Source organism: Saccharopolyspora sp. NPDC003752 (assembly GCF_053605825.1).
The window spans coordinates 23,163-46,955 of sequence record NZ_JBSGJZ010000059.1; the positions used below are offsets into that span (position 1 = coordinate 23,163).

The following is a 23,793-nucleotide window of genomic DNA, read 5'->3' on the forward strand; positions in this document are numbered from 1 at the left end:
CCGCTTCGACGCCCCCGGATCGCTGGGCAGGCGGCTGCTGGTCACAGAAGTCATCGCGCGACCACAGGCGGCACGCACGACGGAACTGCTTATGGTGGCCGTGAAACTTTCAGCAGCGGCCCGGTGGTTAGGTCGTAGGTTGCTGAGTGATACGCACGGTACGGCCGTCGGGATCATTCACCTCGATCACGGTGTGACCATCGGTCGCGGTGGCGTCGAGGCCAAGACGGCGTGCCGCCGCAGGAAGGTTGCCGACAGTGATGTTCACGATGACGGACGAGGCGTCGATGAGTGTGTCCGCTGCGGATTGGTGAAGGAGTAGCCCGGGGGTGATCTCGGCAGTACCAGCGCGCACCGGAATGTCGCGGCCGGTGAGTTGGGCATAGAAGCCTGCGGAGCGGGCAAGGCTGCGGGTAGCAAGGATGACGCCGGCTTGGCGCTGGGTGGAATGTCCTGCCGCTGACGAGGCTGTAGACGGTGCAGATCTTGCGCTCACGTCGTTAATCGTGGTTGGTTCACGCTCGTCGGTGCGCTGCCCAGCCTCGGAAGTCGGCTGCCGGAACGGTGACTCTCGATGATCCTGGTTTGTCCGACTGGGCCCGGTTGATGGGTGGTCTGCGCGCAGGTCGACGAGCGCGGTTTGGCCATCGTCGAGTCGCAGTCGCGCGCGCAGGACGCGACCGTCGCGGAGAAGGGCAACGTCGTCGAGATGGTACTGGCGCCCGTCGGGAAACTCGCCCCGGGCATCTCGGCGGGAGGGCAGCGACTCGCTGAGTTTGCGGCGTAGCGTGCGCGGGTGGCTAGTCGGCCATGGTGGTGGATCGGTGACGTGAGCGGCGCTGCGTTCGGCTAGTCCCGCGATGTAGTCAGCGTCTTGCACTTCGAGGGCGAGGTTCCCGAGCCAGTGAGTGTCATGCAGTGCGCCGAGGATCGCAGCAGTGAGTGAGGCTACGGTGTCAGTATCGGCCTTGCGAAGGAATGCCGCAGATAGCAGACCGCCCTGTGGGCGGGCAGCGAATCGGCTCGCGAGGTAGATGGCTGCGACCGCACAGACAGTTCCGGCGCCGTTGATTTTCGGGTCGGTGCAGCCGAGGTGTTCCAACGTTGCTTCGGGGTTGCTCATAGCGCCGTGGTGCAGTGATTCCGCTATGAGCTCCAGATACTGCAAGGTCTCTTTGTTTGTGTCCTGCCAGGTGCCCGCGAACAGTTCGAGGTCGCGGGGAGTACCCCAATCTGGGGGCAGTGAAGGGAGAACCCGCTCGACGTCGATCAGTCCGGCGGTGGCCGCCTCGACACTGTCACCGAATCCGTGCATTGGCCGTGAGGAGGCGGCGTGGCGGAGGCCGAAGGCATAGACCAGCGCGCCGACCAGTGCTCGCGGATGTCCGTGGGTCGTGATGCCGTCGCGCACGATGCGTCGGATCAAGTCATCGGGGCCCTCGGCCCGTAGCACGTGGGGGGCAATGCGCATCGCGACGCCGTTGGCTCCCGCTCCGCGGTAGCGCTTCTCCACGGCCTGAACTCGTGCCGACCCGTCGCCGCGCCAGGGTGGGCGTCCCTGGGACCAGGACTCGGCGGCCGTTAGGACCGCTCCCCCGCCACCTCGCTGGTAGAGCGGCCAAGTGGGGAGTTCGACCTCGGTGAGTCGTTCCCACCAGCGGTCACCGGCGAGACAGCATCTGGCTGTAGCAAGCAAGAGTTGGGTGTCATCACTGTACTCGCCGACATGAACCGGATCCCTGTAACGACTCCGGTAGTGGCCTGCATAGCGAGTCCAGCGCCGGAACTCTGGCCGTGGGATAGCGCGGTCACGTTCCTTCTGCCCGCCGACTAGGCCACCGCGGACCTCTTGCGGCCAGCCCAGAGCGTCACCAACTGCCGCGCCCAGGAAGATGCCTCGCGCGGCCTGTGTCATCGCGTCGGTGGTACTGGTCATGATGTCGCTGCCGTTGGCGCGGGTGGTGTCCAGGTGATCTCAGGGAAGTATTGGCTAGTTCGGACGGCGGTAGCGATTGTCCATTTCTCAAACATTCCCGGCGAGACCACCCACTGCACGTCGTCTGGTGGGAGAATGCCGAATCGATCCAAACGTCCGTACTCCTCGACTGCCGCCGCTTCGCTGGGGAACACAATCGCATGGATCGCAGACAGTGGCACTGGCGCGGCCACGAGCACCTCGGCCTGGACATCGGTCGGGCTGCCGGGGTCGTGTTGCGGCCCGCGGGTGCGGGACTGTCCACCTTGGCCGCGCACGGTGGGCGCATAGCATGCACGAAGCCCATCGACGCCTGGGGCAACTTGGCCGGCTGCGGCGGCTGCGTTGCGTGGGCAGAATAGCGTGCCTTCCGATGCGGCGACGGTCTTGTCCAGCAGAAGGCAGATCCAGTCGGGGTAGTTGACGACGTCGTTCTTGCGTCGGGCGATATCGAAATAGAAGCCGTTCGGGTACTGCAAGCTGCAGCAGATCCGGTCTTGATAGCCGTCCAGGCGTTGCAAATCGGTGACCCGATAGCAGGCTCGCACGTCCGCGGAGAGATCCTTGACGCTGCGCAGCTGGCGGTCGGCAAGGACGCTGGGCAAGTTCAGCGCCGGGGTGAAGTGCGTCAGTCGGGTCAGCGGCAGCGCGGCCAATGCGGTGGCGACCTCGACGTTGACCGGGCCGGTCATGTTGTCACCTGGTAAAGGCCGGAGTCGGTGGCCGGTAGCAGCGGAGTCAGGTTGCCCGTATGAGTGATGACGAGTTCCTCCCTGGCACGGGTTACGCCGACGTACAACAACCGGCTCCCTCGGCTAGCCGCTTCGTCGTATCCGAACGCGGTGACCGCATCACCATCTGGGCATCGATCGGCTCCGCAGAAGGGCAAGAACACAACGTCAAACTCTAAGCCCTTCGCCGAATGGTAAGTGCCAGCGTACACACCGGCGTCGGTCTCCCACCGCTGCATGTTTTCGTGCAACATCCGCACACCCACGATGTCCTGGACGGCCACCCGCGCTTCGGCGCGGGTTCGGGCGAGCACCCCGACGCGGGCGGTTTTCCCGAAGGTCGTGGCGGTAGCAGCAACCGCGGCGACCTCGGCCTCTGGTGACGGGAAGCGGGCCAAGGTGGGCTTCGCGCCAGCCGCACGTTGCGGGGCACGGGGCTCCACCAAGTCAGCCGAGTCCGTGAAGTGGGGCATCTGAGCCATGGCGATCGCGAGGCGGGCGATCTCGGGACTATTGCGGTAGTTGTCGAGGAACACCTCGGCCTTCGCGACCTTTAGCCCACAGGAGCGCCACGACACCCGCTGCCCGTAAATCTGCTGGGCGTAGTCCGCAAACAGCGTCAAGCTACCGTCCGCCGGGATGGCCTCGGCCAACGAACGGATCGACTCCGGAGACAGGTCCTGTGCCTCATCAACCACGATGTGCTTGTACCTGCGATCGGCCGTGTCGACGGCCAGCGAGGCACGAACAGCGACCGGGAGCCCCGCCCAGTCGTAGGGAAAGCCGCCCGCCGTGCGGGTCGCCAGATACTTCTGACGAATATCCCAGACTGCTCGCCGTTGGCCCTGTTGCAACGCAGCCATCCGGCCGACCCGGCGCACCGCGAGGTACTCCTCCAACGCAGTGAGGCCGTTACCATCGATCCACTCAAGCTCATCCAGGAAAAAGTCGGTCGCTCGGCCGAAGAACGGGTTCGGCATATAGGCCGCCGCAGTGGCCTTGACCGCCTGCTCGATGAAGAATTTGCGCTGGTCCGGGCCAACGATCTTGTTATAGCCCATCAGGCCCTGCGCGGCCAGGTACCCACGGGCGAACTTCCCGTAGGTCTCGATCGTGACCCCAGGTAGCCGACTGGCGAGATGGCGCAGGTAGCTGACCAGCGAATTGTTGTACGTCAGCAGCAGCGTTGGCCCAAAATTCTGGGTGCGAGAATCCGCCAAATGCGCTGCGCGGTGGATCGCCATCACGGTCTTGCCCGTGCCAGCGGTGCCGAGAACAACATGGTGGCCGCGGGACGCCATGTAGACAACATCGCGCTGGTGGCCCTGAGGCGTCGGTAGGCCCACATCGTCTCCCCGTAGATCACGGCGGCTGGGAGAGCCACACACATGGCACCGCCGAGACCCCGAAACTTATCGAAATCGCGCCCGTCCGACAAGTTCCGCTGGGAGTCGGCAGCCCGGCTGCGGGCGATCAAGCGTGCACCGCATTCGCGCACCGACGTAACAGGACGTGGAACTTCGTCTGCTTCCCAGGAAGACAGACGTAGCCAGGTAACGAAATATGGCTCTCACGCTGTACATCCGGAAGCGCGGTCACGGTGAGCCGCACAGTGGTGGTGCCGACCGTTGTCGGTAAAACTCCACCAAATTCACCGGGCTGCCAGCACGTTCGATCTGGAAGTGCAGGTGCGGTCCGGTGGATTCGCCGCGGTTGCCGACTTCGGCGATGGGTTGCCCGGCGTGCACGGTCGCGCCGCTACCGACGAGGTTGCGGTGGTTGTGCCCGTAGGTGGTGGTGATGCCGTCGGCGTGCTGGATGCGGATCCACAGTCCGTATCCGCTGGCTGGCCCCGAGTCGAGGATGGTTCCGGCGCTCGCGGCGACGATCGGGGTGCCGATGGGGGCGGCGATGTCCTGGCCGTGGTGAGGTTTTCCGCCTCGGGGTCCGAAGCCGGAGGTGCAGCGGCCTGCCACCGGTACCACCCAACCATCCCTGCCTGGTCGTGGTGTGGTCGTGGCGGCTCGGTACTGGTCGGCTTGGTTGAGGACTTTCCGCACGTACCAGTCGGCGTGGTTGTAGGTGAAGATCGCGCGGTAGAGGTCGGCATTGTTCTCGGCACCGGACATGCACAGGTAGAACGACGCGGCGTAGATGGCGTCGTGGGCGTTGTACCGGGACGGCGGTGTGGCCCCGCCGGGAGGGATGTATTTGCCATCGTGCGCGGCTTGATTCAGCACCCACGTGAAGGTGGGTTGAAGGAACTGCATCGGCCCGCCGGCCCCTGCTGAGTTCTCTCCACTATGGACGCCTGGGGCGTTGAGCCGTCCGTGGTTTGTTTCGATTTTGCCGATGGCGGCGAGAATGCTCCATTCGAGCCCGGGGCAGGTGGCCGCGGCGTGCCGATACAACGCGAGATAGGTTGGCGGGATGTCGGCGAGTGCGGTCACACTGGCCGTGCTCGCGGCCTGCTGTAAGCGGCTTCCGCCGCCGAGGAGGGCCCCGAAGGCGGCGATGAATAGCGCGGGCAGCAACAGCAACGCGGCGGCGAGGCCGGTGACGATCTTGGTGAGCATCCGCGACTCCCGGAATATGGGCCATGCCCGAACCGCCCGCCCGATGGATCCCCGGTCTGCAGCGAGGGGCATGACGTCGGGCGGGAAGGGATTCAGGGCTGGTGATCAGGCGGTGGTGAGTGCGGCGAGGGTGCGGCGGTGTGTGTCGCCGAGCGGCAGCCAGACCTCGCCAGCCGGGCTGTCGTGGGTGGTGTGGTCGGCGCTGGTGGTCGCGATGCCCCACGACACGCCTGCGGCTGGCCACTGGCGGGGGCTCGGGAGGCCGGTGGTGGTGTCGAGGCGGCGGCGGAGGTTGGCTTCCCTTGTGGTGGTCGGCAGGTGGAACAACACCCAGAACCCGTGCCGCTGGCGGTCACTGGCGCCAGTGTCGTGTGTGGACAGTTGGGGGCCGCCGGCGTGGGCGAGTTCGGTGTAGCCGGTGAGTTTGGTGATCAGGGTGGTGAGGGCTTCGGTTCCGGTGTCGTATTCCAGGCAGAAGGTGATCTGTCCGCTCGGGTGGGTCCAGGTGCCGATGCCGTCGGGGCGGGCCAGCGCGCCGCAGGCGCCGGTCGCGGAGCGTTCTCCCAGCCACCGAGTGAGTTCGTGGCCCGGTGTGGTGCGGGCGTGGGCAGACAGGGCGGTGAAGAGGTCGTGGGTGCCCAGCAGGTGGTCGAGGTGGGGGTGGGCGGCCAGACGCAGCATGCGGGTCCGCAGTGCCCCGGGGCGGGGTGGGGTGGTGCCGCGCTGGGCGGCGAGGATCGTGGCGCCCAGCGGGCCGAGGGTGTAGCGCCAGGAGGTGAGGCGGTCGTCGAGGCCGGGTCGGCGGAAGCGGTCGAGGACGTGCCAGCGGAACAGTGCCAGCAGGCGGCGTTGGGCGCGGTCGGTGTTGGGGAACAGCAGCGCGGTGATGTGCTGGGTGGTCAGGACGTGGTGTTCGGCCAGCAACTCCAGGAGGGCTTGGTCGCGGCGGGTGAGCCGGCCCAGCACCGTGAACGTGTCGGGGGCGGGCGGGCGCCGTTCGTCGGGCATGCGCCGGTGGAGTCGGTGGTCGGTCATGACGCGGTCAGGCCCCCTTTTCCCTACTGCTGTTTTCCCTACTGCTGGTCCTGGGCGGCGAGATCGTCGAAGGCGGGGATTCGTGGTGGATCTCCGCGCGTAGCGCTAGCTGGGCGGGTGTGGCTGGTGAAGCGGCGGCGGGTGGTGATCTCCTCGCGAACGCTGCGGGACAGGCCGTGGCGTCGGGCGGCGGCCCGGAGTTGCTGAGCGCGGCCTTCGACGGCTGTCGGTGGTGGGAAGGTGCGCAGGGTGAAGCCGCGGGTGTCGCGGTTGCGGACGGTCAGGCGGGCGGCGGCTTGAAACCGCGCGAGGTGGGCCAGATCGTCGGCGCCGAGGTTCGGGGCCACGTGCGGGGCGAGGTGGCGGGCGTCTTCGGGGGAGAGCCCGAAGAAGAGTTTGTTGCGGGCGTTGGCGTCCAGCGCGGTGCGCAGGGCGGGGGTGAGTTGGTCGAGGTGCTGGTGGGCCAGGATCCAGGCGACGTGGTAGCCGCGGGATTCGGCCAGGGCGTCGTCGAGTGGGGTGGGCAGGTGCAGGAAGTTCTGGGCCTCGTCGATGAGGATCGTGGCATCCGCCCGCGCCTTCTCGGGTTGAGTGGAGCGGGTGATCGCGGCCTGCCACAGGGAGGCCACCAGCAGGGAGCCGACGAGGCGGGCGGTGTCCTCGCCGAGTTCGCCTTTGGGCAAACGGGCGAGCAGGATCCCACCGTCGAGGACGTCGGCGGGGAGGAAGGAGCTGGTGGCGGTGCCGAAGAGGTCGGCGACGAACCGGCGTGTGGTGACCGCCCGCAGCTTCGACAGCACCGGGCCGACGGTGGCCGCGGCGGCGGTGGGGGTGAGGTTGTCGAAGGCGGTCCAGAACGCCCCGACACCAGCCGGATCCTCCTTGCGGATCGTGGCGGTGACCTGGCGGCGGTAGTGCTGGTTGGTCAGCAGAACGGGAATGTCGGCCAGGGTGGCGTCGGGGTGCGGGATGAGGGTGAGGGCGGCGGCGCGCAGGGTGTCCTCGACCCGCGGTCCCCACCAGGCTGAGTACAGCCGGTGGAGAGTGGACACGAGTTGGTCGGCGACGGTTTCCCCGCCGAGGCCGGCGGGGTTGAGGACGTTCAGCGACGCCGGGGCTTCGGTCTCGTCGGGGTCGATGAGTACCAGGCGCTCCCCCGCCTCGGCGGGCATCCGCTCGAGGAGGTCGCGGATCAGGTCGCCGCGGGGTTCGATGACCGCGCAGCCGCGGCCGGCGTGGATGTCGGCGAGCGCGAGGTGCAGCAGGGCGGTGGATTTCCCGGTGCCGGTGGCGCCGATGACGTGCAGGTGGTGGCGGGCGTCCGGGATCCGCAGCAGCACCTCCAGTTCCGGGCCCGCGTCGGTGGCACCCAGCACCTTCGCCACGCCGCGACGCCGGTCTCCTGGCGGGGTCAGCCGCAACCGCCGCGGCGTGGGCTCGGCCGCTGTGGCGTCGTTCATCCGCCCTCTCCTCCCCTCTCTTTCCGGGCCGCAGTCTGGGGCGTTCACCTGCGGTGTTCGGGGGTGAGGGGGCGGCCGGTGACCTCGCGGGGTGCGGGCACGCCGCGGGCCGCTCCGGCGGCGAGTGCGCTGGTGCGGGCGGGCAGGTGCGCCAGGACCGCCAGCTCGGGCACCGACAGCACCGCCCCGCGCCGCAGCCGGCGGCCGTTGATCACGTGGTGGGGGTGGCGGAGGTGGTGGCGGGCCAGTGCGTTGCGGCCGGCCAGGACGGTGAACACGGCGAAGACGGCATCGGCCAGCCCCCGCACCCGGCTTTGGGCGCCGTCGCCGGTGGCGGTGGCGGTGGCGGTGGCGGTGGCGGTGGCGGTGGTGGCCGTGGCGTAGCGCAGCGCGACTTCCCACTGCGGATGCATGGCTTTGTCCCGCACCGCGCGCAATTCCTCGGCCACCAGCGGATCCCGCCGGTAACCGGCCGAGTGGTGCGATGTCGTGGCAGGGCCGAGGGTGAGGAGATCCAACACCGCACGCAGCACGCCGGTGAGGACCCGGGGCAGCGGTGAGGCCTGCGGGCCACCGTGGTGGTGAAGTCGGCGGACAGTGGCACGGTACCGGCGCAGACGTCGCCCCACGACAGGTCGCGCCAGCACCTGCACCACCGCCGACTCGCCCGCGGCCAGGGTCTGGGTGAGGGATTCCAGGGTGCGCAACGGGTCGGTATCTTCTTTGGCCTCCGGGACGTGCAGCGGCAGGTGCTCGCCGCGTTCCGGGCGCACCAGGCCTCCGGTGACCGTCACCGCCCACGCCCACACGGGCGGGACAGTGGTGTGGTCGTGGGTGATCAGGGCGCCGGGCCAGGCGGTACGCACTGCGTTCTCAACCCGGCCCGGGGCGATCGAGCCGGGAATCCAGATCCGGACCGTGAGATCCTCGCCGCCGGCCAGCCAGTACTCCACCGCGAGATGCGGTGCCCCCTGCAGGATGCGGCGGTGGCGAGGCGGGGCAATCCCCATGAGGTCCCGCCACAACCGCCGGCCCCCAGCCAAGGCAGCAGCCGGATCCAGCCCCGTCGGCGGCAGCACAGTGATCACCCTGCCCTTCGCGTGCCAGCGGCAGAGGGCCCGGCGCCGCACCGCCACGAAAGCCAGGTATCCGGCCAAGCCGATGCCACCTACGGCGCCCAACGCCACGACGTGATCCGCGAAGAAAACGGCGGCGGCGCGCAGGAACGTGGCGACCGGGTCGTCGATGTGCACAAAGGACTCTTGTGGGATCACGGTTCCAGCTCGCTTTCATGCGCGGCATCGAGATAGGCGAGTTCGGCGGGGTCGGTCGTGATCAAGGCGTGTTCGGCGTGCGAGGCCAGGGCGTGGAAGGCGACCCGATTCGCCCCGGAGACCAGCAGTGCCTCGCCCGGGGTCGCCGAGAGCAGATACGCGCGTTCGCCGTGGGAGAGCCGGAACGCCTCGGTGATGGTGTCGATGGCCTGCGGGCCTTGGCGGAGCAGGACCTGGGTGGTGGCGTTGGAGACGATCGCGCGCCCCAGGTCGGTGGAGAGGACGTCGGCGGGGTCTTGGGAGACGAACGCCAGTCCGGCCCAGTATTTGCGGGCGGCTTTGGCCATGCGATACAGGAATTTCGCGCCTTCGGGCTGCTGCATGAGCAGCCACGCCTCATCGACCACCACGAGCCTGCGGCGACGCTGGTGGGGGTTGAGGACCCGTCGCCAGACCGCGTCCAGGGCGATGAGGGTGCCGAGGCTTTTCATCTCCTCGGCCAGATCCCGCAGGGAGAGCACGACGAAGTGCCCGTCCGGGGTGTGGGTGGTGGGTCCGTCGAAGAGTTCTTTGTAGGCCCCGGAGGTGAACGGGGTCAGCCGCGCGGCCAGGTCGGCGCCGGCGGGATCGGTGTCCGCGTTCAGGGTCTGGGCGAGGTCGGCGAGCTGTGGTGCAGGGCGTCGCCATGTTCGGGGGTCGGTGGTGATGCCGGCCGCGGCGTAGGTGGCAGTGACCGCACGGTCCAAGACGGCGCGCTGCGGTGGTGTCAGGGGTTCGCCGAGCATGACCGCTACCAGCGTGTGCACGAACAGGCTCCGGCGCGTCAGCGCATCAGAGACCTTCTCGGCGCCGGTGGGGAGGTCGAAGGGGTTGAGGCGCACGCCGGGGGCGCCGAGGTGCAGGCTGGTGCCGCCGATGGCCTCGGCGAGGCGGGAGTATTCGTCCTCCGGGTCGATGACGAACACCTGCACCCCCTCGCCGCCAAGGCTGTCGGGGTAGAGGGAGCGGAGGGCTTCGAGTTTGGTGAAGTAGGACTTGCCCGCGCCGGAGCGGGCGAGGGTGACGGAGTTGTAGTTGTCCTGGGCCCACCGATCCCACAACACCACCCCCGCCGACGAGGCGTTCACCCCGTACAGCCGTCCCGCCACCGGGGTGTGGGGTGAGGGGTCTGGTGTGGGGAGGTCGGGGCTGGTGAATGGGAAACTCGCGGCCAGCGCCGGAGTGTCCAGGCTCCGGCGCATGCCCAGCAGGTCCACGCCCATCGGGAGGGTGGAGATCCAGCCCTGCAACGCCCGAAACGACGCAGGCTGCGCCTCCAACAACAACGATGACGCCAGCGCTTTGACCTGGTCGACTTCCGTGTCGAGTTCGTCGCGGCTGCGGGCGTGCACGGTGAGATACAGGCCGACGCGGAACAGCTTGGATTCGCCGCGGGCCAACGCGGCGGCCATCTCCGCCGCATCGCCGACTGCCGCGTCGACCTCCGGGTCCGACACGGCGCCTTTGTCGGCACGGGCGCGGCGGGTGGCTTCCAACCGGCCCTGCTGGGTGCGCAGCCTTGATGCCGCTGTGACCGGTGGGATGGGGTCGATGTGCAGCGCCACGTCCAGACGTCCGGGGTAGCACAGCAGGGGTTCCAGCCATCCCGCGCCGACTTCGGAGGGGTAGCCGGTGATCACCAACGTGGCCGTGTAGCCGTTGCCGACACGGAGATGCCGTGCGGTGACCTCCACCGCATCCGGCCCCACGACCGCCCTCGGGCCCGTCGAGAGGCGAGAAGCGTTGGTGGGCAGGAGTTTCCGTGCAAGGTCAGGGAGTATGAACCGGCTCATGGTTTTATTCCTCCCGCGGTCGGCTGGCGTCGGTGAGCGCGGTGGTGAGGCCACTGGTCGCCGTGACCGGCTCACCGGTGGTGGTGTGGCGTTGTGTGGTGGGCTGGCCGTGGGGGTCGGCGGCGGCCGCGACCACGGCGTGGGCTCCGGCGTGATCGAGGGGAGCGACGGTGATCTCGCTGGCTGCCAGTCCGCGGGTGGCCTCGACCGCTCGCCGGGCCAGCCCGGTGCCCGCTTTCGCCGCGGGCGTGGGATCGTGCAGGACGAGCGTGACGCGGCGGCGCAGCAGATCCCGCGACGCGGCCAGCCCGGCCAGGAACGTGGCGTGGGCGTGGCAGGCGTCCTCCAGCGCCGGATGCGGCAGCCCACCCGCTCCGGTTTCGAGGGTGTCGATCAGCGGGTCGAGGTCCACCCGGTCGGCGCGGACGAGGATCTGGACCGGGCCGGTCAGGGAGTGCAGCCAGCGGGCGAACCCGCCGATCAACGCGGTCTGCTCCCCCGGGGTACGGAGACTGAAATTGACCGTGGAACACGCCACCAACCGGCACGCACCCTGCGCGCCGAGGTCCACCACCCCATCACCACCGATGGCGTGGGCGGGCAGGCGCAGCGGCGCCGGCAATCGACCCGGATCCGCGCCGACCCATCCCGGCACCTCCCGCACAGGCTCGCCGCCGGGGGCGAGGCGCTTCGGGGCGCGATAGTGCCGCCATGCCGCGGCCAGCAGCCGGTCGAGGCTGAGCCCGTCGCGGCGAGCCGCCACGACCGCGAACGCCACCCCCGCCACCGGCACCGCGACCGCCACAAACGCGCCGAAGGGCAGGAACGGGCGGGTGGCCAGGTAGGCCAGCCACAGACCGACCGCTACCGCCGCGAGCAGGGCAGTGTGGCGGGCGGTGAGGCCGAAAACGATCTCATCCGGGCGTTCCACATCCGCCGGCACCCGCGCCCGCATCACCGGCTCATCCTCTGAGGCCATCACCATTACTCCTTTCGCTTACGTGACTGGGATTTCGACTGCGCCGGCGGCATCGCCTGATCCGCCCGGCGGGTGGCGCGGCGACGGACGCGGTGGGTCGGCGAATCGAGCATGCTCTCGGCCGGACGGACCGTCCCGGTGGGTTTCGGCGTCTGGGAGATTCGCGGTGGTTCTCCTGAGATCCGCTCCGGGATCCCGCCGCTCGGCGGTGTGCTGGAAATCCGGGTCGGCCGCATGGCCATGGGCGGTGTGGGGCTGGAGATACGGGGCGGGATGTAGGCAGCGGCATCCGGACTCGACGTGCGTCGGCCCCGTCGGCGCTGGGTGTGTTCCAGTGGCGGGGCGGGCTGCGCCGCTGCCGGAGTCTTTCCCAGGGCGTCTGGGGTGATCGCGGCCGAGGGTGGGGTGAACGCCGTCGGCGGTGGTGGCGCAGACCCGCGCGGCGGGGTGACCGCGGTGGAGGTCGCCGGGGTGGACATCCGCTGTGGTGTCCGCGATATCCGCGACGGAGTCGACCCTTGCCGCTGGGCGGGTGTGGAGAGGCGTTCAGGGGTGCTGGAGGTCCGGCGGGGGACGGTCGCCTGTGGCTTCGACCAGGCCCGAATCGCGGCCTCTCGCGCCTGCCCCGCCACGCGCGCTCGCTTCTCAGTCCACCGCTGCAGGTGGGGTTGCTGCCACCGCCGGAACCCACCCGGTTCCGGGTCGTCGGGGGTGTCGGTCAGCCGGGTGCGGAACCACTCCGGGGTGCCGAACACATCCGACCACGACATCCCCGCCTTGCCCGCCCCGGACCGCCGGGACGCCGCCGCGCCGCGGTGGAGGCCGGCGCGGCCGAGCCGTCCGCCGGTGAGCAGGCTGAGGCCTTTGGCCAGCAGCGCGACCTTCACGATCGAGGCGATCGCCGACCGGCCACCGAGCCCGACCTGCTGCCGCAACCACTTCGGGATCTTGATCATGATCCCGAACAACACGACGCTCACCAACAGGCCCATCAGCGATCCGCCGACATGCAGCATGTCCGGGTGCGACGGCCCGAAAAACAGATCAACGAAGACGACGAGGGTGAGGGACTGCAGCAGTGGGATGGCCAAGACCACCAGCAGCATCCGCCACCACAACTTCGCGATGCCCTCGGAATACGGGGAGGCGTGGCAGGCCAGCGCCAGGGGCCCGGCGGCCACCACGATGATCGTCAACGCCACCCGTACCACATACCCGGCGACCAGAACAATGATCAGGACCAGCACGAACAGCGCCACCCCGACCGCGAACAGGGCGTCCTGCCGCAGCGAGCCCTCGATGGTGGTCTTGATGTGGGTGGCGACCCCGCCCATCGTCTTCTCGCCCAACACGGCCTTCACCAGCGTGTTGGTCGCGGTGATCGACTGCCCGATCACCGGCAGGTTGGCGTTGACCGCGACGAACCCGGTCACGATCCGCGGCAGCACCTCCCTCGCGGAGAAGCGGGTTTGCAGTGTCTCGTGGGAGGCGATCACGATGCCGCCGGCGACGATGAACAACACGAACACCGTGTTGGCGATCCACCGGTTGATCTCCCACAGGTCCCTCACCTGCTCGACTGTGGTCAGCTCGGGCACCTGCAGCAGGGAGTCGCTGACCATGTCCAGGCTCGGCATGGTCGCGTCGGCGGCCAGGTCGACGAACCATTGATGGATCGCATCGATGAGCTCGCAGCCGATCTGCCAGCCGGCGCACTCGGGGTCGACGGGCTCGGGTTTCACCCAGCCCGGCGGCAACGGATCATCCGGTCCCGGCGGCACCACCGGCACCTCCGACGGCGGCAGCAGCGGGACGGTCCACGGTTCGGCCGGGCGCTGCCCCGGCAACTCCCCCGGCACCGGGGCCTGGCCGGTCGGCAGCGGCAGCGGTGGTGGAGTTGGCGGGGGCTGCGCGTGGGCGTGGCCGGTGACCATCAGCGCCACCGCTCCGGCGAGGACGACCAACACCAGGCTCCGGATCGAGGTGGCTGTGATGCGGCGACCGGCCGCCGGCACCCGCGTGGGGGCGATGGGATGGGGGTAGGTCATGGGGTGCCCACCACCTGTTGCAGGGCCGCGAGGATCGGGCCGGCCAGCACCGCGAACCCGTAGCCGATCAAGGCGTTGCGCAGGCTCTTCTTCGCGCGCTCGACCTGCCCCGGATCCCCATCCGCCGCCAGATACCGGACACCACCGATGGTGAGGAACAACGTCGCCAGCCCCGCCAGAAACCCCACCAGATAGCCGCGCAGGTTCTCCACGACCTGATGCAAATCCTGCGGTACCGGTATCGACGTCTGGGCCCACGCCCACCCTGGCGCCGCGCCCCAGAACACCGCGGTCACCACCACGACCACCACCCACCAGCGCACCCTTGCGCGCAGCGCCGTGGAGAGAACGCGGCGGCGCAGTGACGGCAACAGCATGCTCACGTCCCCTTTCCAGGACTCCCGTGGCTACGCGCCTTTCCGAGAGACGACGCAGTGGATGCACGGGGCTCCTCCTCTTTGCAGGCAGAAAAAGCAGGGCCATGTGATTGGCGTATCGCGATCGACTCAGGGATTCGTGTACGGATGACACGGCCCTGCCTTTTCCCTCACCCTTCTAAAGCGAGACCTACGCGGCGGATTCACATTCGGCGGCGGAGATTTTTTCCGCCGCACCGTCAGTGAGATAGGCGACGAGCTTGCGTTCGGCCCTTTCCCGCAAGTAGCAGATCTGCCGATACGTCAACCCCAACGGGCCGGCCAGATCTCGCAAATACAGGCCTTCCAACCTGCTCGCCCCGATGACCGCGGCCTCCCGCGCGGTGAGGCGTCCGTCGCGGACGGCTTCGGCCAGCACCAAATCGGGATGCCCGCTCGCCGGCGGCGGTTCGATCGACTCCGGCAACGGCACCGTGCGACCGGCGGCGTCCCATTCGGCCGCCCGCGTCTTCGCGCCCGCGCGTTGCGCGGCCCACACCAACCGGGCCGCCAACATGCCCGCATCCGGATCGATCGTTGTGATCCGCTCGGTGAACCCGGCCAGCACCGCCGCATCCACCTCCGCGACATCACCGCCGTAGCCGGTGGCGAGCTGCCCGGCGATGTTGCGCAAGCCCGGCAACGCCACTCCCACCGCGCCCACCACCCACACCGCCCCGTCCTCCTGCGCTTTGCGCACCAGGACGCGCCAGGCGGCCTCCCGCGCGGCATGCGAGGTCGCCGGATGCAGCAACACCGACCGCAACTCCCTCAACGGGACCAACCGGGCAGGCAGCCCATGCCCCAGCACGGCACCGTCGACCGCCAAGGGTTCCGGGCCGGTGGACAGCAACCGGAAGGCGTTCTCCGCCTCGTTCAACACCGACAGCGGTGGGAGAGGCTCGTCCTCCTCATCGAGATCACACACCACGTCCTCGCCGCCCTCCAGCGGCATCTCGGAAGCGGCGTCCGGGGCAATCCCCTCGGTCTCTACGAGGGCGAAATCTGGCTCGGTCATGGCAGCACGGCCTTCCCACGAACCGGCCACCAACACCCGGCGGCCGGGGCGAACAACGACGCCCTCCATGCCGCCGAACCCGACCTACCCTTCCCTCACACCACGATCACCAGCAGGACCGTGTAAGGGCCGGTGTTGGTCATCCGTAAGCGACAAACCGGGCGCCGCCGCAGGGCGTAAGGGTGCGGTTGACCTGCGATGCAAGAACACCGGCAGGCGACAACAAGATCCCTGAACCACAGCAGCGATCTGCCGAGAAAAATCTTGAAAAAGCTCAGGCACGGGACCTGGACTCTCCCGCCGGAACCCTCTTACCGACCCGTGAGCGCCAACCACGAGCCTCACCCGTACACCCGTGACCACAGAGCCGACAGCCCCTCTGCCCGGCCACAGCCACACGTGTCATTGGGGGTGTGCGTTCCGTCCGGCCCCGCCATGGGCCCCACCAGACCATGTCTCATGACCTCCGCCACCAGACGTTCGGGAGCTGTCCGGGTAGTGCGGACATGCAATGGGATCACTGAGACGCTTCGGGTTGGCCGCGAGACCGCAGCTGATGTTCAAGGCTGCCCCTGGCACCGCACCTCCATCGCGCGCTGCGGAAACGGACCCGCTCCTCTAGCGGGGCTGCCGTTCGGTCTTCGACGCGTCATGCGGGGCGGAACTCGATCACGTAGCGGGGTTGTGAGAGGGCGGCACCACTCGCTCGTCTTGCGGGAAAGGGGCCGGAGCCTCCCCGCGACGGCGCGAATGATCAGCCGCCCGGACCGGCGAAGCGCTTCGGTTGAGGTGCCGGTATCCGCAACGCATCACCACGTGGCCTGCCGTCAATCCTCGCGTGTCTGATCATCAACCGCCGGTCGTGTTCTGGGCGCGGTGCCCCCAGAAGGGCGAGGCACCAGCGTGGTTTCGATCGCGGGGTTGAGGACAGCACTCCAGTCGCGGCCCGCACCGGTATAGAGATGCCAGCGCGTGGTCGTGTTCAAAAAATTTGGGCAGCGTGATGTGAATCCACCGGCCCGGGTGCGCTTTAGAAGGGTGTCAGAACCTTCCACCGCAGGCCGATAACGGAGTAACCACGCATGACACCCATGCCCCGGAATTCCTCCACGATCAAGGCTCCGCCGGCACCTCCGAAGAACAGCAAAGGAAACCGAGGCCAGAGCGCGCCCGTTCCTGTGGGGATTTGGCTGTGCGGGCCCCAGCCGAACACCTCAGCCGGAGAAACGCGGAGTGTTTCCCAGCGGTTGACCCGTCGCGTGATCGAGGAATTCGCTCCCGAGAAAGGCAGCATTGTCGTCACATCGACCGACACCAATGCGCACCCCTCGCCTGTCGACTCCGCGACCGGCCGGCACATCCGTATCGCGCCGATTCCCGCCGAATCCGCCGGCGACACCGCATCAGACGGTCACCGGACCTCCATGCCTCAGCAGCGTGTGGGGCACAGGCCGCCGATGGGGCCCGTGGATCTGGTGGTGGCCTGCCGGCTTCCCGCACCGGCACCGGCCTCGGCCGGTGAGCCGTACGCATCCTGGGCGCGGTGGCTGCGGCCCGGTGGAGTACTCGCCGTGATCACCACCAACCCCGCGGGTCCCGGGCGGTTCGCCAACCACACCGGCGCGATCATCAGCTCCGCGGAAACCGCCGGCCTGGCCTACCTGCAGCACGTCATCGCCGTGCTCGCCCACGTCGAAGGCGACCGCGTCCTCATCCCCGACCGCCCTGACGAGCACAGCGGGGTCGCCGAGCCGGTGTCGGCGCGCAACCCAGTCCACGTTCCGGCGCACGCCGATGTCCTGATCTTCCTCGCACAAGGTGCCCCGGCGACCGGAGGCCAGGCATGAACCACATCCACCCAACATCCATGCCAACCCCGCAAGGCAGCGGCGCGTTGCGCGAGCTGCCGGTGACCGTGTGGCCCACCGCCCAGCAGGTCGCGCGGACCCAGCGGCGCGGGCGCTACATCCCCGAATCCACCGCCCACCCCGCCAAGATGCTGCCCGCGATCGCCGCCCACGCCATCACCGCCTTCACCACGCCCGGCGACCATGTGCTCGATCCGATGTGCGGGATCGGCACCACCCTCGTCGAAGCCGTCCACCGCGGCCGCGACGCCATCGGCGTCGAATACGAACAACGCTGGGTCGACGTCGCCCAGGCCAACCTCGCGCTGGCCGCCCAGTCCGGCGCCACCGGCACGGCCCACGTTCTGCACGGCGACGCCCGCCAGACCCTCACTCACCTCGCCGGCGCCTACACCGCGTGTGTCGGGCTGCTGGTGACCTCCCCGCCCTACGGCGCCAGCCTCCACGGCCAGATCACCACCGCATCGAGCGGGGTACAGAAACGCGACTACCGCTACAGCCACGACCGCAGCAACCTCGCCCACCGCAGCCTGCCAACCCTGCTACGCGGCTTCACCGACATCCTCACCGCCGCCCTCCCCCTGCTACGGCCCGGCGGGATCGTCGCGGTCACCACCCGGCCCTTCCGCAACGACGGGGAACTCATCGACTTCCCCTCCCTCACCCTCGACGCCGCCATCAACGCCGGACTCGAACCCATCCAGCGCTGCATCGCGCTGCTCGCCGGAGTCCGCGACGGCCGCCTCGTGCCCCGCACCTCGTTCTTCCAACTCGACTACATCCGCAAACTCCGCGCCCACGGCATCCCCGCCCGCGCCATCGCCCACGAAGACGTCCTCATCCTCCGCCGCCCGCCAATGTCTTCGAGTCCCGTAGCCCCGAAGCGCAGCCCTCTGGCCTTCGTGGACACCTCCATCGGGGAACGGGTCGCAGCGGTGGCCGGCGGCGAGCCCGACGGCTGGGTCGCATGAGCAGCCCACCCGTACCCACATCCACGGCGACGTTGTCCGTCACGGCCACCGGGGGGCCGGTCGTGGGATCACTGTGCACCGGCTATGGAGGACTCGACCTCGGCGTCCTCGCCGCGCTCGGCGGAGGCAGCATCGCGTGGTGCGCCGATCCCGACCCCCACATCGCCGAGCTACTAGCGCACCGCATGCCCACCTCTCCCAACCTCGGAGACATCCGGACGATCAACTGGCGTGCGGTGGAACGAGTCGACGTGGTCACCGCCGGATTCCCCTGCCAAGACATCTCTGGCGCCGGGCGGCGCAAAGGCATCGAGAAAGGCGAACGCAGTGGCCTGTGGACCGACATCATGGCGGGTCTTCGCGTACTACGACCACCACTGCTCGTCGTGGAAAACGTCGCCGCGCTCCGATGGAAAAACGGCGGACTGCACCGAGTACTCGCAGACCTGGCCGAAGCAGGGTATGACGCGGCATGGCGAAGCATTCGCGCCAGCGACATCGGCGCCCCGCACCGACGAGAACGCGTCTTCCTCCTCGCCTGGCCCCACTGCGACCACACCGGTGCTGCCCACACCCACCGCGCACGACGGAAACTCCAACGGAATCAGCGCAGCCAGCAGACAAGGCGGCCCCTCACTACTGGACCATCTACGGCTACTGCCGACACCGACGGCGTCGGATGCCAAGAGCTGCACCCACCGGACGCAGCGTGGCGGCCCATCACTGCCCGACCAGGCACGGCTTCTCCCGACCCCGCGAGCCTCGGACACCGGGACATCGGGACGGCGAGCCGGAACGGGATTTCGCCCGCCGCTGTCGCAGCAGGTGCTGCCGTTGGTGACCCCCAAGGCCTTGTTGCCGACACCGCGAGCCACCGATGGCACGAAAGGGTGTCCGGCACAACGCGGTTCCAAAGGCGACCTGATGCTGCCCTCAGCAGTTATCCGTCTCCTCACCACCCCTGGCAACAACTCCTGACCGAAGAAGACACCACCAGAAACGATGAGCCATCGGACACAGCTGATGATCACGTAGTGGACTGGGGTGTCTATGCCACCGCGATCCACCGGTGGGAACGAATACTCAAACGCCGCACACCGTTTCCCACCCAGCCCGGCAAGCACGGCCGCCCCGTCCTCTCACCACGCTTCGTCGAACACCTCATGGGCCTCCTGCCTGGCTGGGTCACCGACCTCCCCCTACCCCGCACCGCCCAACTCCGCGCACTCGGCAACGGCGTCCTCCCCCAACAAGCCGCCCACGCCATAGCACTACTCCTGAGCGACTTTGCCGCCCTCACCGACGATCACACCGACGATGCATGGCAGGTGAGGGCCGCATGACTCACCGAATCCCGAACCACGATCCTGGCCCGGCTCTTCGGCTGTTGTCCTTAGGCGCCGGTGTGCAGAGCACGGCGGTGCTGTTGCTGGCCTGTGAAGGGGCGATCCCGCGATTCGACTACGCGCTGTTCGCCGACACAGGATGGGACCCGCGCGCGGTCTACGCGAACCTCAAGCACATACGCGCCCACGCACGGCGATTCGGCATCCCGGTCCGCACGGTCTCAGCCGGGAACATCAAAACCGATGCACTGGACCCCGGCCACCGGTTTGTGTCCATGCCGCTGCACGTGCTCAATGCGGACGGATCGAAAGGCCTCGCCCGGAGGCAGTGCACCAGCGAGTACAAGATCGTTCCTCTGAAAAAGGCAGCACGCCAGCTTCTGGGCTATCCCCACCCCCGGCGCGTGCCCTCCGGTGTCTACGCGGAGCAGGCTAGCGGGATCAGCATCGACGAAGTTCATCGAGCCAGGGACACCGACGTGCGCTACCTGCGCAACAGGTTTCCGCTGCTGGAACTCGGGTGGAACCGCGACACCTGTGCCGACTATCTCTCGGCGCAAGGCTTCGGGCAGACCGTGAAATCATCGTGCTTGGGGTGCCCCTTTCACGGAAACGCCGGATGGCGGTGGATTCGCGACCACGACCCGGATGGGTGGCGTGAAGCGGTCGAGTTCGACAAGGCCATTCGCAACGGCTACCCGCACGCCACCGAACAAGGCCAGCCGTTGCATGGGCAGTACTTCCTGCACCGATCCTGCAGACCGCTTGACCAAGTCGACCTCGATCAGCCCGCTATGACCACGCGGCATTCCCGTCTCGTCGCCGTCCCCGATGAGGACGACGAGCCGGATGGCTGCTCACCGTGGTCCTGCCGCTCCGGCACCCAGGTCTCCGGGGAGCGTGCGGCATGACGACGCAACATCGCGTGCCCGCGACAAGACCGCAGAACCGTCGGGAACCTTCCGAAGCGACTGCCCACCGGCACAGCTGCCTGGGTTTCGTGGTGCTGGTCGCCTTCACCACAACGGTCGTCATCGCGAACTGGGCCTCCACCCACTGGCGTCCTGCTCTAAGGGTCGATTGCCGTGCCAGCGGGCACGGCGTGGGCCGGAGTGACGCCGACCTTGCGAGACCTGCTGCACGAGGCTCTCGGAGGGCGAGCGGTACTCGTCACGATCCTGCTCGGGCAGGGGTGTCCTGGTTGCTGGCCACCCCTCAGATCGCCTCGGCAAGCGTGGTCGCGTTCGTCGTATCCGAGGCCGTCGATTCAGGCGTGTACGCGCGGCTCCGTACCCCGTCGCGGCTAGGCGCGGTAATGGGCTCGAACATCATCGGATTAGTCACCGATAGCGCGTTGTTCGTGCCGCTGGCGTTCGGTTCCTTCACCGCGGTGCCTGGTCAGGTTCTCGGCAAGACGGTCGCCACAACACTCACAGTCGCGGTGCTGCTCGCCACGAAGGCGGTGCGGTGATGAGGTTCTTCCTCGGCACGCATCAGCCTTCTTGGCTCGCCCGCGACCTCGGCCGGACAGCAGCAGCCGCCCACCCTCGTCGGTCCCGACGCCGAACAGCGCCAGCACACAGCGGAGGTCGAGCAGATCATGCGGTCGCTGGCCGCTCGCGGGTACCGGCTACACGCCTTCGGCGCGAAAGTCTTGGGACTGGGGCGGTATGCCGATGCGATCTCCAGCAGTGACTCCGCCGCCTGGAGTTTCCGGAGCAGGTATGTCTCCGGCTGCTCGCCCAGCCACCGCAGCGAGTCCAACTGCGTCCACTTCGCCTTGAGCCGGCACGCCCATCTCATGGAATCCCTGCCCACACACCACGCTCAACGAAGCAGTCAGCACAACAGGCAACCGAGGATCTCCACACACGCACCGGAAATTGCCGATCGCCGACCCCTGCCAGCCGCACCCGGACCCCCTCGACGGCGCAGTACGCCGCCCTCGGCGATACAAGCCACGGAACATTCCCAGGCACTCGCGCCCGTAGCCAACCCCGCAATCGATGTGCAGCAGCACGGAAAGTAAGTCCACCATGCCAGCAAACACCGATCCAAACACAACCGGCAACCACACTCCATACCGGCAGCAGATAAGAATGCGCAAACCTCAAGAGCCACAGCCGCGCAGTCGGCAACATCGCCCGCTACCGCACACCTCTAGTGCGGACGGCCGCGACCGCGTCACCGCGCCTACGTCAGCCGATGCTTCCCCTAACACTCCCGGCGATGTACGCCTGCCGCTGTATACCCCGACCGAAGCCGCCGAGCTCTTGTCCGTGAAGGAAACATGGCTGCGCCGCAAAGCCGGCACCCGATCAATCCCTTGCACCTTCATCGGCCGACATCTGCGTTTCTCCGCCACGGACCTCCGCACCATCGTCGAAAACGGGACACAACCTGTTCGCGCGCGTCGAGGCCGACCACGCAAAGCGAATTGACCGCTGCCACGCAGGACCTATCAAGATCTACGCCGCCAGGCTGCGCACCCGCTTGCCCTTTGTGCCCGCAGAAGCGTCCATCTGTCCATCAAAACATACACCGCAACGAGATACAGGGGAAACCTATGGCATGGGCGGAGAAACGAGGCGAAGGCTCCTGGCGGGTCCGTTACCTGAAGGACGACGGCACACTGGGCTCCATCCCCGGATTCCCAACCAAAACCGCCGCTGAGACCCACATCAGCACCATGGAATGCGAACAACGCAAGGGAACCTGGATCGACCCCGCAGCTGGCAAGATCACGCTCGCCGAGTGGAGCGCAACCTGGCTGGACGCGCTCGACGTCGCCGAAACCACCGAAGCCCAGTACCTCAGCTTGATCAACAATCACATCATGCCCCGCTGGGGCGACACCGCGCTCTCCGACATCACCGGCATCTCCATCTCCGCCTGGCGCAAGAAAAAACGAGCCACCGGTTACTCTGAATCCACCACCAAAACCATGATCAAGATACTGGCGATGATGCTCGCCGACGCAACAGACGAGAACCTCATCGCCGCCAACCCGATCCGCCCACAACGACGCGGCAAACGTTCACGCAGCAAACGACGCGAACGACTCTGGGCCACCCCAGAGCAAGTCCTCCGCATCGCCGTGCAAGCCGCGGCACTCATCGGCCCCTGGGCCGGCCTCCTGATCATCACCGCCGGATGGACCGGCGCGCGCTGGGGCGAACTCACCGGACTCCAACGACACAACACCCACCTCGACGACGGAACCATCGTCATCGACCCCGACAACGGAGCACTTCACGAAGTCAACGGCCGCTTCAACCTAGGCCCACCCAAAACCGCTGAATCCGCCCGCACCATCACCCTCCCCCCATTCCTCATCAGCCCCCTGCACTCCCACTTGAACATGCACACCCACCCCCACGTGTTTGTGACCACCGAAGGCGAACATCCCCGACGAAGTAACTTCTCCCGACGCGCCATGCGCCCCGCGGCCGACGGTAACCTCGATCGCGTCAAGCCACGCATCCGCACCCACCCCGTCAAGCCCGGTCTGACATTCCACGGACTACGCCACAGCCACAAAACCTGGCTGATCGACGCCGGTGTCCCTGAAATCGCGCAAGCACGCCGACTCGGCCACGCCCTGGACGACGACATCCAAGACATCTACTCCCACGTATCACAACAGGTTGAACAAGCCCTCATCAACGCGCTACAAGACCGCTGGAAACAAGCCCTCGACCAGTTCACACCCCGACAACTAGCCCTGATCGGCCTACCTACGGTGACCTCCCCAATGCGCGGGCGATCGCACGAACCCCGTCACCCGCGGCGCGGCGACAGCTGATCTCCTCACGCTCGGCAAAAGACAGCCGTGAATACTGCGTCTGGGCACGGTCCGCCGGAGCGGTTACAGATATCACGCCGCCAGCTTCACGGAACCACCTCCAAGCGACCGTCTTCGACACGCCGACAGCAGCCGCCGCCTCCTCAAGCACAACTCCGGTCCGCATCACAGACCAAAACCGGCGCCGGACCTGCAACGGCAACGCAGGACGCCCCATCATGAACACCTCGCAGCAGACGAGGTGTTGCGCTAACCCGTTGAACCCACGCCGCCAGGGACTGTTCCGCGAGCGGTGTTTTCGGCCTGACGCGCCGGGCTGGGGTCCGGCGGGATGGGCACTGTGAGTGATGACATCGGATGCTGCGAGTCCACAGAGGAACGTGAAACAGGCAGGACGGCAGCCTTCGCCGGAACAGGCGGCCGTGGCGGCGATGGTGGCCCAGGCCCGGGAGCAGGGTC

General features: G+C 67.9%; 21 protein-coding genes and 1 pseudogene. 9 read left to right on the forward strand and 13 right to left on the reverse strand.

Annotated elements, in window-relative coordinates; all coding sequences use genetic code 11:
* Positions 1-127: 127 nt before the first annotated feature.
* From ACWEV3_RS40260 to ACWEV3_RS40315, 12 genes are all read right to left on the reverse strand, one after another.
* Positions 128-1,936 (reverse strand): ADP-ribosylglycohydrolase family protein, encoded by a 1,809-nt coding sequence (locus ACWEV3_RS40260; RefSeq protein WP_452618945.1) that lies wholly within the window; start codon positions 1,934-1,936, stop codon positions 128-130.
* Positions 1,933-2,667, reverse strand: coding sequence for a DarT ssDNA thymidine ADP-ribosyltransferase family protein (locus tag ACWEV3_RS40265; protein WP_452618946.1), 735 nt, complete (start codon positions 2,665-2,667; stop codon positions 1,933-1,935). The genes ACWEV3_RS40260 and ACWEV3_RS40265 overlap by 4 nt, the downstream gene beginning before the upstream one ends.
* Positions 2,664-4,007, reverse strand: coding sequence for a 3'-5' exonuclease (locus tag ACWEV3_RS40270; protein ID WP_452618947.1), 1,344 nt, complete (start codon positions 4,005-4,007; stop codon positions 2,664-2,666). The genes ACWEV3_RS40265 and ACWEV3_RS40270 overlap by 4 nt, the downstream gene beginning before the upstream one ends.
* A gap of 294 nt (positions 4,008-4,301) precedes the next feature.
* Complete coding sequence (locus ACWEV3_RS40275) at positions 4,302-5,282, reverse strand: peptidoglycan DD-metalloendopeptidase family protein (RefSeq protein ID WP_452618948.1); 981 nt, start codon at positions 5,280-5,282, stop codon at positions 4,302-4,304.
* Between the two features lie 105 nt (positions 5,283-5,387).
* Positions 5,388-6,317 carry a replication-relaxation family protein gene (locus ACWEV3_RS40280; RefSeq protein ID WP_452618949.1) on the reverse strand — a complete coding sequence of 310 codons (930 nt, stop codon included), beginning with the start codon at positions 6,315-6,317 and terminating at the stop codon, positions 5,388-5,390.
* Positions 6,318-6,355: 38 nt separating this feature from the next.
* Positions 6,356-7,777: a type IV secretory system conjugative DNA transfer family protein gene (locus ACWEV3_RS40285; RefSeq protein WP_452618950.1), complete on the reverse strand. Its 1,422-nt coding sequence runs from the start codon at positions 7,775-7,777 to the stop codon at positions 6,356-6,358.
* Positions 7,778-7,821: 44 nt separating this feature from the next.
* A complete protein-coding gene (locus ACWEV3_RS40290) occupies positions 7,822-9,051 on the reverse strand; it encodes a hypothetical protein (RefSeq protein WP_452618951.1) in 1,230 nt (409 codons plus the stop codon).
* The gene (locus ACWEV3_RS40295; protein WP_452618952.1) at positions 9,048-10,784 is read right to left on the reverse strand and encodes a VirB4 family type IV secretion system protein; all 1,737 of its coding nucleotides are present in this window, start codon (positions 10,782-10,784) and stop codon (positions 9,048-9,050) included. Before ACWEV3_RS40295 ends, ACWEV3_RS40290 begins: the two co-directional genes overlap by 4 nt.
* Before the next feature lie 103 nt (positions 10,785-10,887).
* A complete protein-coding gene (locus ACWEV3_RS40300) occupies positions 10,888-11,862 on the reverse strand; it encodes a PrgI family protein (RefSeq protein ID WP_452618953.1) in 975 nt (324 codons plus the stop codon).
* A 5-nt stretch (positions 11,863-11,867) separates the two neighbouring features.
* On the reverse strand, positions 11,868-13,910 hold the full coding sequence (locus ACWEV3_RS40305; RefSeq protein WP_452618954.1) for a hypothetical protein: 2,043 nt from the start codon (positions 13,908-13,910) through the stop codon (positions 11,868-11,870).
* A complete protein-coding gene (locus tag ACWEV3_RS40310) occupies positions 13,907-14,287 on the reverse strand; it encodes a pilin (RefSeq protein WP_452618962.1) in 381 nt (126 codons plus the stop codon). Before ACWEV3_RS40310 ends, ACWEV3_RS40305 begins: the two co-directional genes overlap by 4 nt.
* Before the next feature lie 190 nt (positions 14,288-14,477).
* Positions 14,478-15,374 carry a hypothetical protein gene (locus ACWEV3_RS40315; RefSeq protein WP_452618955.1) on the reverse strand — a complete coding sequence of 299 codons (897 nt, stop codon included), beginning with the start codon at positions 15,372-15,374 and terminating at the stop codon, positions 14,478-14,480.
* A 1,427-nt stretch (positions 15,375-16,801) separates the two neighbouring features.
* Here ACWEV3_RS40315 and ACWEV3_RS40320 point away from each other — a divergent pair.
* From ACWEV3_RS40320 to ACWEV3_RS40360, 9 genes and pseudogenes are all read left to right on the forward strand, one after another.
* Complete coding sequence (locus tag ACWEV3_RS40320) at positions 16,802-17,191, forward strand: hypothetical protein (RefSeq protein ID WP_452618956.1); 390 nt, start codon at positions 16,802-16,804, stop codon at positions 17,189-17,191.
* A 20-nt stretch (positions 17,192-17,211) separates the two neighbouring features.
* Positions 17,212-18,183: a TRM11 family SAM-dependent methyltransferase gene (locus tag ACWEV3_RS40325; protein ID WP_452618957.1), complete on the forward strand. Its 972-nt coding sequence runs from the start codon at positions 17,212-17,214 to the stop codon at positions 18,181-18,183.
* Positions 18,180-18,674 (forward strand): annotated as a pseudogene (locus ACWEV3_RS40330) (DNA cytosine methyltransferase); the annotation flags it as partial. The gene ACWEV3_RS40325 and the pseudogene ACWEV3_RS40330, both read left to right, overlap by 4 nt.
* A 543-nt stretch (positions 18,675-19,217) precedes the next feature.
* On the forward strand, positions 19,218-19,526 hold the full coding sequence (locus tag ACWEV3_RS40335; protein WP_452618965.1) for a hypothetical protein: 309 nt from the start codon (positions 19,218-19,220) through the stop codon (positions 19,524-19,526).
* A 62-nt stretch (positions 19,527-19,588) separates the two neighbouring features.
* Positions 19,589-20,440: a hypothetical protein gene (locus ACWEV3_RS40340; RefSeq protein ID WP_452618958.1), complete on the forward strand. Its 852-nt coding sequence runs from the start codon at positions 19,589-19,591 to the stop codon at positions 20,438-20,440.
* The gene (locus ACWEV3_RS40345; RefSeq protein ID WP_452618959.1) at positions 20,437-21,000 is read left to right on the forward strand and encodes a VUT family protein; all 564 of its coding nucleotides are present in this window, start codon (positions 20,437-20,439) and stop codon (positions 20,998-21,000) included. Before ACWEV3_RS40340 ends, ACWEV3_RS40345 begins: the two co-directional genes overlap by 4 nt.
* Positions 21,001-21,129: 129 nt before the next feature.
* A complete protein-coding gene (locus ACWEV3_RS40350; protein WP_452618960.1) occupies positions 21,130-21,558 on the forward strand; it encodes a deazapurine DNA modification protein DpdA family protein in 429 nt (142 codons plus the stop codon).
* Between the two features lie 70 nt (positions 21,559-21,628).
* Positions 21,629-21,970 carry a helix-turn-helix domain-containing protein gene (locus tag ACWEV3_RS40355; RefSeq protein WP_452618963.1) on the forward strand — a complete coding sequence of 114 codons (342 nt, stop codon included), beginning with the start codon at positions 21,629-21,631 and terminating at the stop codon, positions 21,968-21,970.
* A gap of 125 nt (positions 21,971-22,095) precedes the next feature.
* Complete coding sequence (locus tag ACWEV3_RS40360; RefSeq protein WP_452618961.1) at positions 22,096-23,334, forward strand: tyrosine-type recombinase/integrase; 1,239 nt, start codon at positions 22,096-22,098, stop codon at positions 23,332-23,334.
* Here ACWEV3_RS40360 and ACWEV3_RS40365 read toward each other — a convergent pair.
* Positions 23,267-23,554 (reverse strand): helix-turn-helix domain-containing protein, encoded by a 288-nt coding sequence (locus ACWEV3_RS40365; protein ID WP_452618964.1) that lies wholly within the window; start codon positions 23,552-23,554, stop codon positions 23,267-23,269. The two genes, ACWEV3_RS40360 and ACWEV3_RS40365, sit on opposite strands and share 68 nt — an antisense overlap.
* Positions 23,555-23,793 lie beyond the last annotated feature (239 nt).

Coding starts and splice junctions, on each gene's coding strand:
- ACWEV3_RS40305 (WP_452618954.1), bottom strand. CDS start 13,910: ATGACCTACCCCCATCCCATCGCCCCCACGCGGGTGCCGGCGGCCGGT.
- ACWEV3_RS40320 (WP_452618956.1), top strand. CDS start 16,802: ATGGGGCCCGTGGATCTGGTGGTGGCCTGCCGGCTTCCCGCACCGGCA.
- ACWEV3_RS40350 (WP_452618960.1), top strand. CDS start 21,130: ATGCGGTCGCTGGCCGCTCGCGGGTACCGGCTACACGCCTTCGGCGCG.
- ACWEV3_RS40285 (WP_452618950.1), bottom strand. CDS start 7,777: ATGAACGACGCCACAGCGGCCGAGCCCACGCCGCGGCGGTTGCGGCTG.
- ACWEV3_RS40265 (WP_452618946.1), bottom strand. CDS start 2,667: ATGACCGGCCCGGTCAACGTCGAGGTCGCCACCGCATTGGCCGCGCTG.
- ACWEV3_RS40325 (WP_452618957.1), top strand. CDS start 17,212: ATGCCAACCCCGCAAGGCAGCGGCGCGTTGCGCGAGCTGCCGGTGACC.
- ACWEV3_RS40360 (WP_452618961.1), top strand. CDS start 22,096: ATGGCATGGGCGGAGAAACGAGGCGAAGGCTCCTGGCGGGTCCGTTAC.
- ACWEV3_RS40270 (WP_452618947.1), bottom strand. CDS start 4,007: ATGGCGTCCCGCGGCCACCATGTTGTTCTCGGCACCGCTGGCACGGGC.
- ACWEV3_RS40260 (WP_452618945.1), bottom strand. CDS start 1,936: ATGACCAGTACCACCGACGCGATGACACAGGCCGCGCGAGGCATCTTC.
- ACWEV3_RS40280 (WP_452618949.1), bottom strand. CDS start 6,317: ATGACCGACCACCGACTCCACCGGCGCATGCCCGACGAACGGCGCCCG.
- ACWEV3_RS40310 (WP_452618962.1), bottom strand. CDS start 14,287: ATGCTGTTGCCGTCACTGCGCCGCCGCGTTCTCTCCACGGCGCTGCGC.
- ACWEV3_RS40355 (WP_452618963.1), top strand. CDS start 21,629: ATGCGCAAACCTCAAGAGCCACAGCCGCGCAGTCGGCAACATCGCCCG.
- ACWEV3_RS40345 (WP_452618959.1), top strand. CDS start 20,437: ATGACGACGCAACATCGCGTGCCCGCGACAAGACCGCAGAACCGTCGG.
- ACWEV3_RS40300 (WP_452618953.1), bottom strand. CDS start 11,862: ATGGCCTCAGAGGATGAGCCGGTGATGCGGGCGCGGGTGCCGGCGGAT.
- ACWEV3_RS40365 (WP_452618964.1), bottom strand. CDS start 23,554: ATGATGGGGCGTCCTGCGTTGCCGTTGCAGGTCCGGCGCCGGTTTTGG.
- ACWEV3_RS40275 (WP_452618948.1), bottom strand. CDS start 5,282: ATGCTCACCAAGATCGTCACCGGCCTCGCCGCCGCGTTGCTGTTGCTG.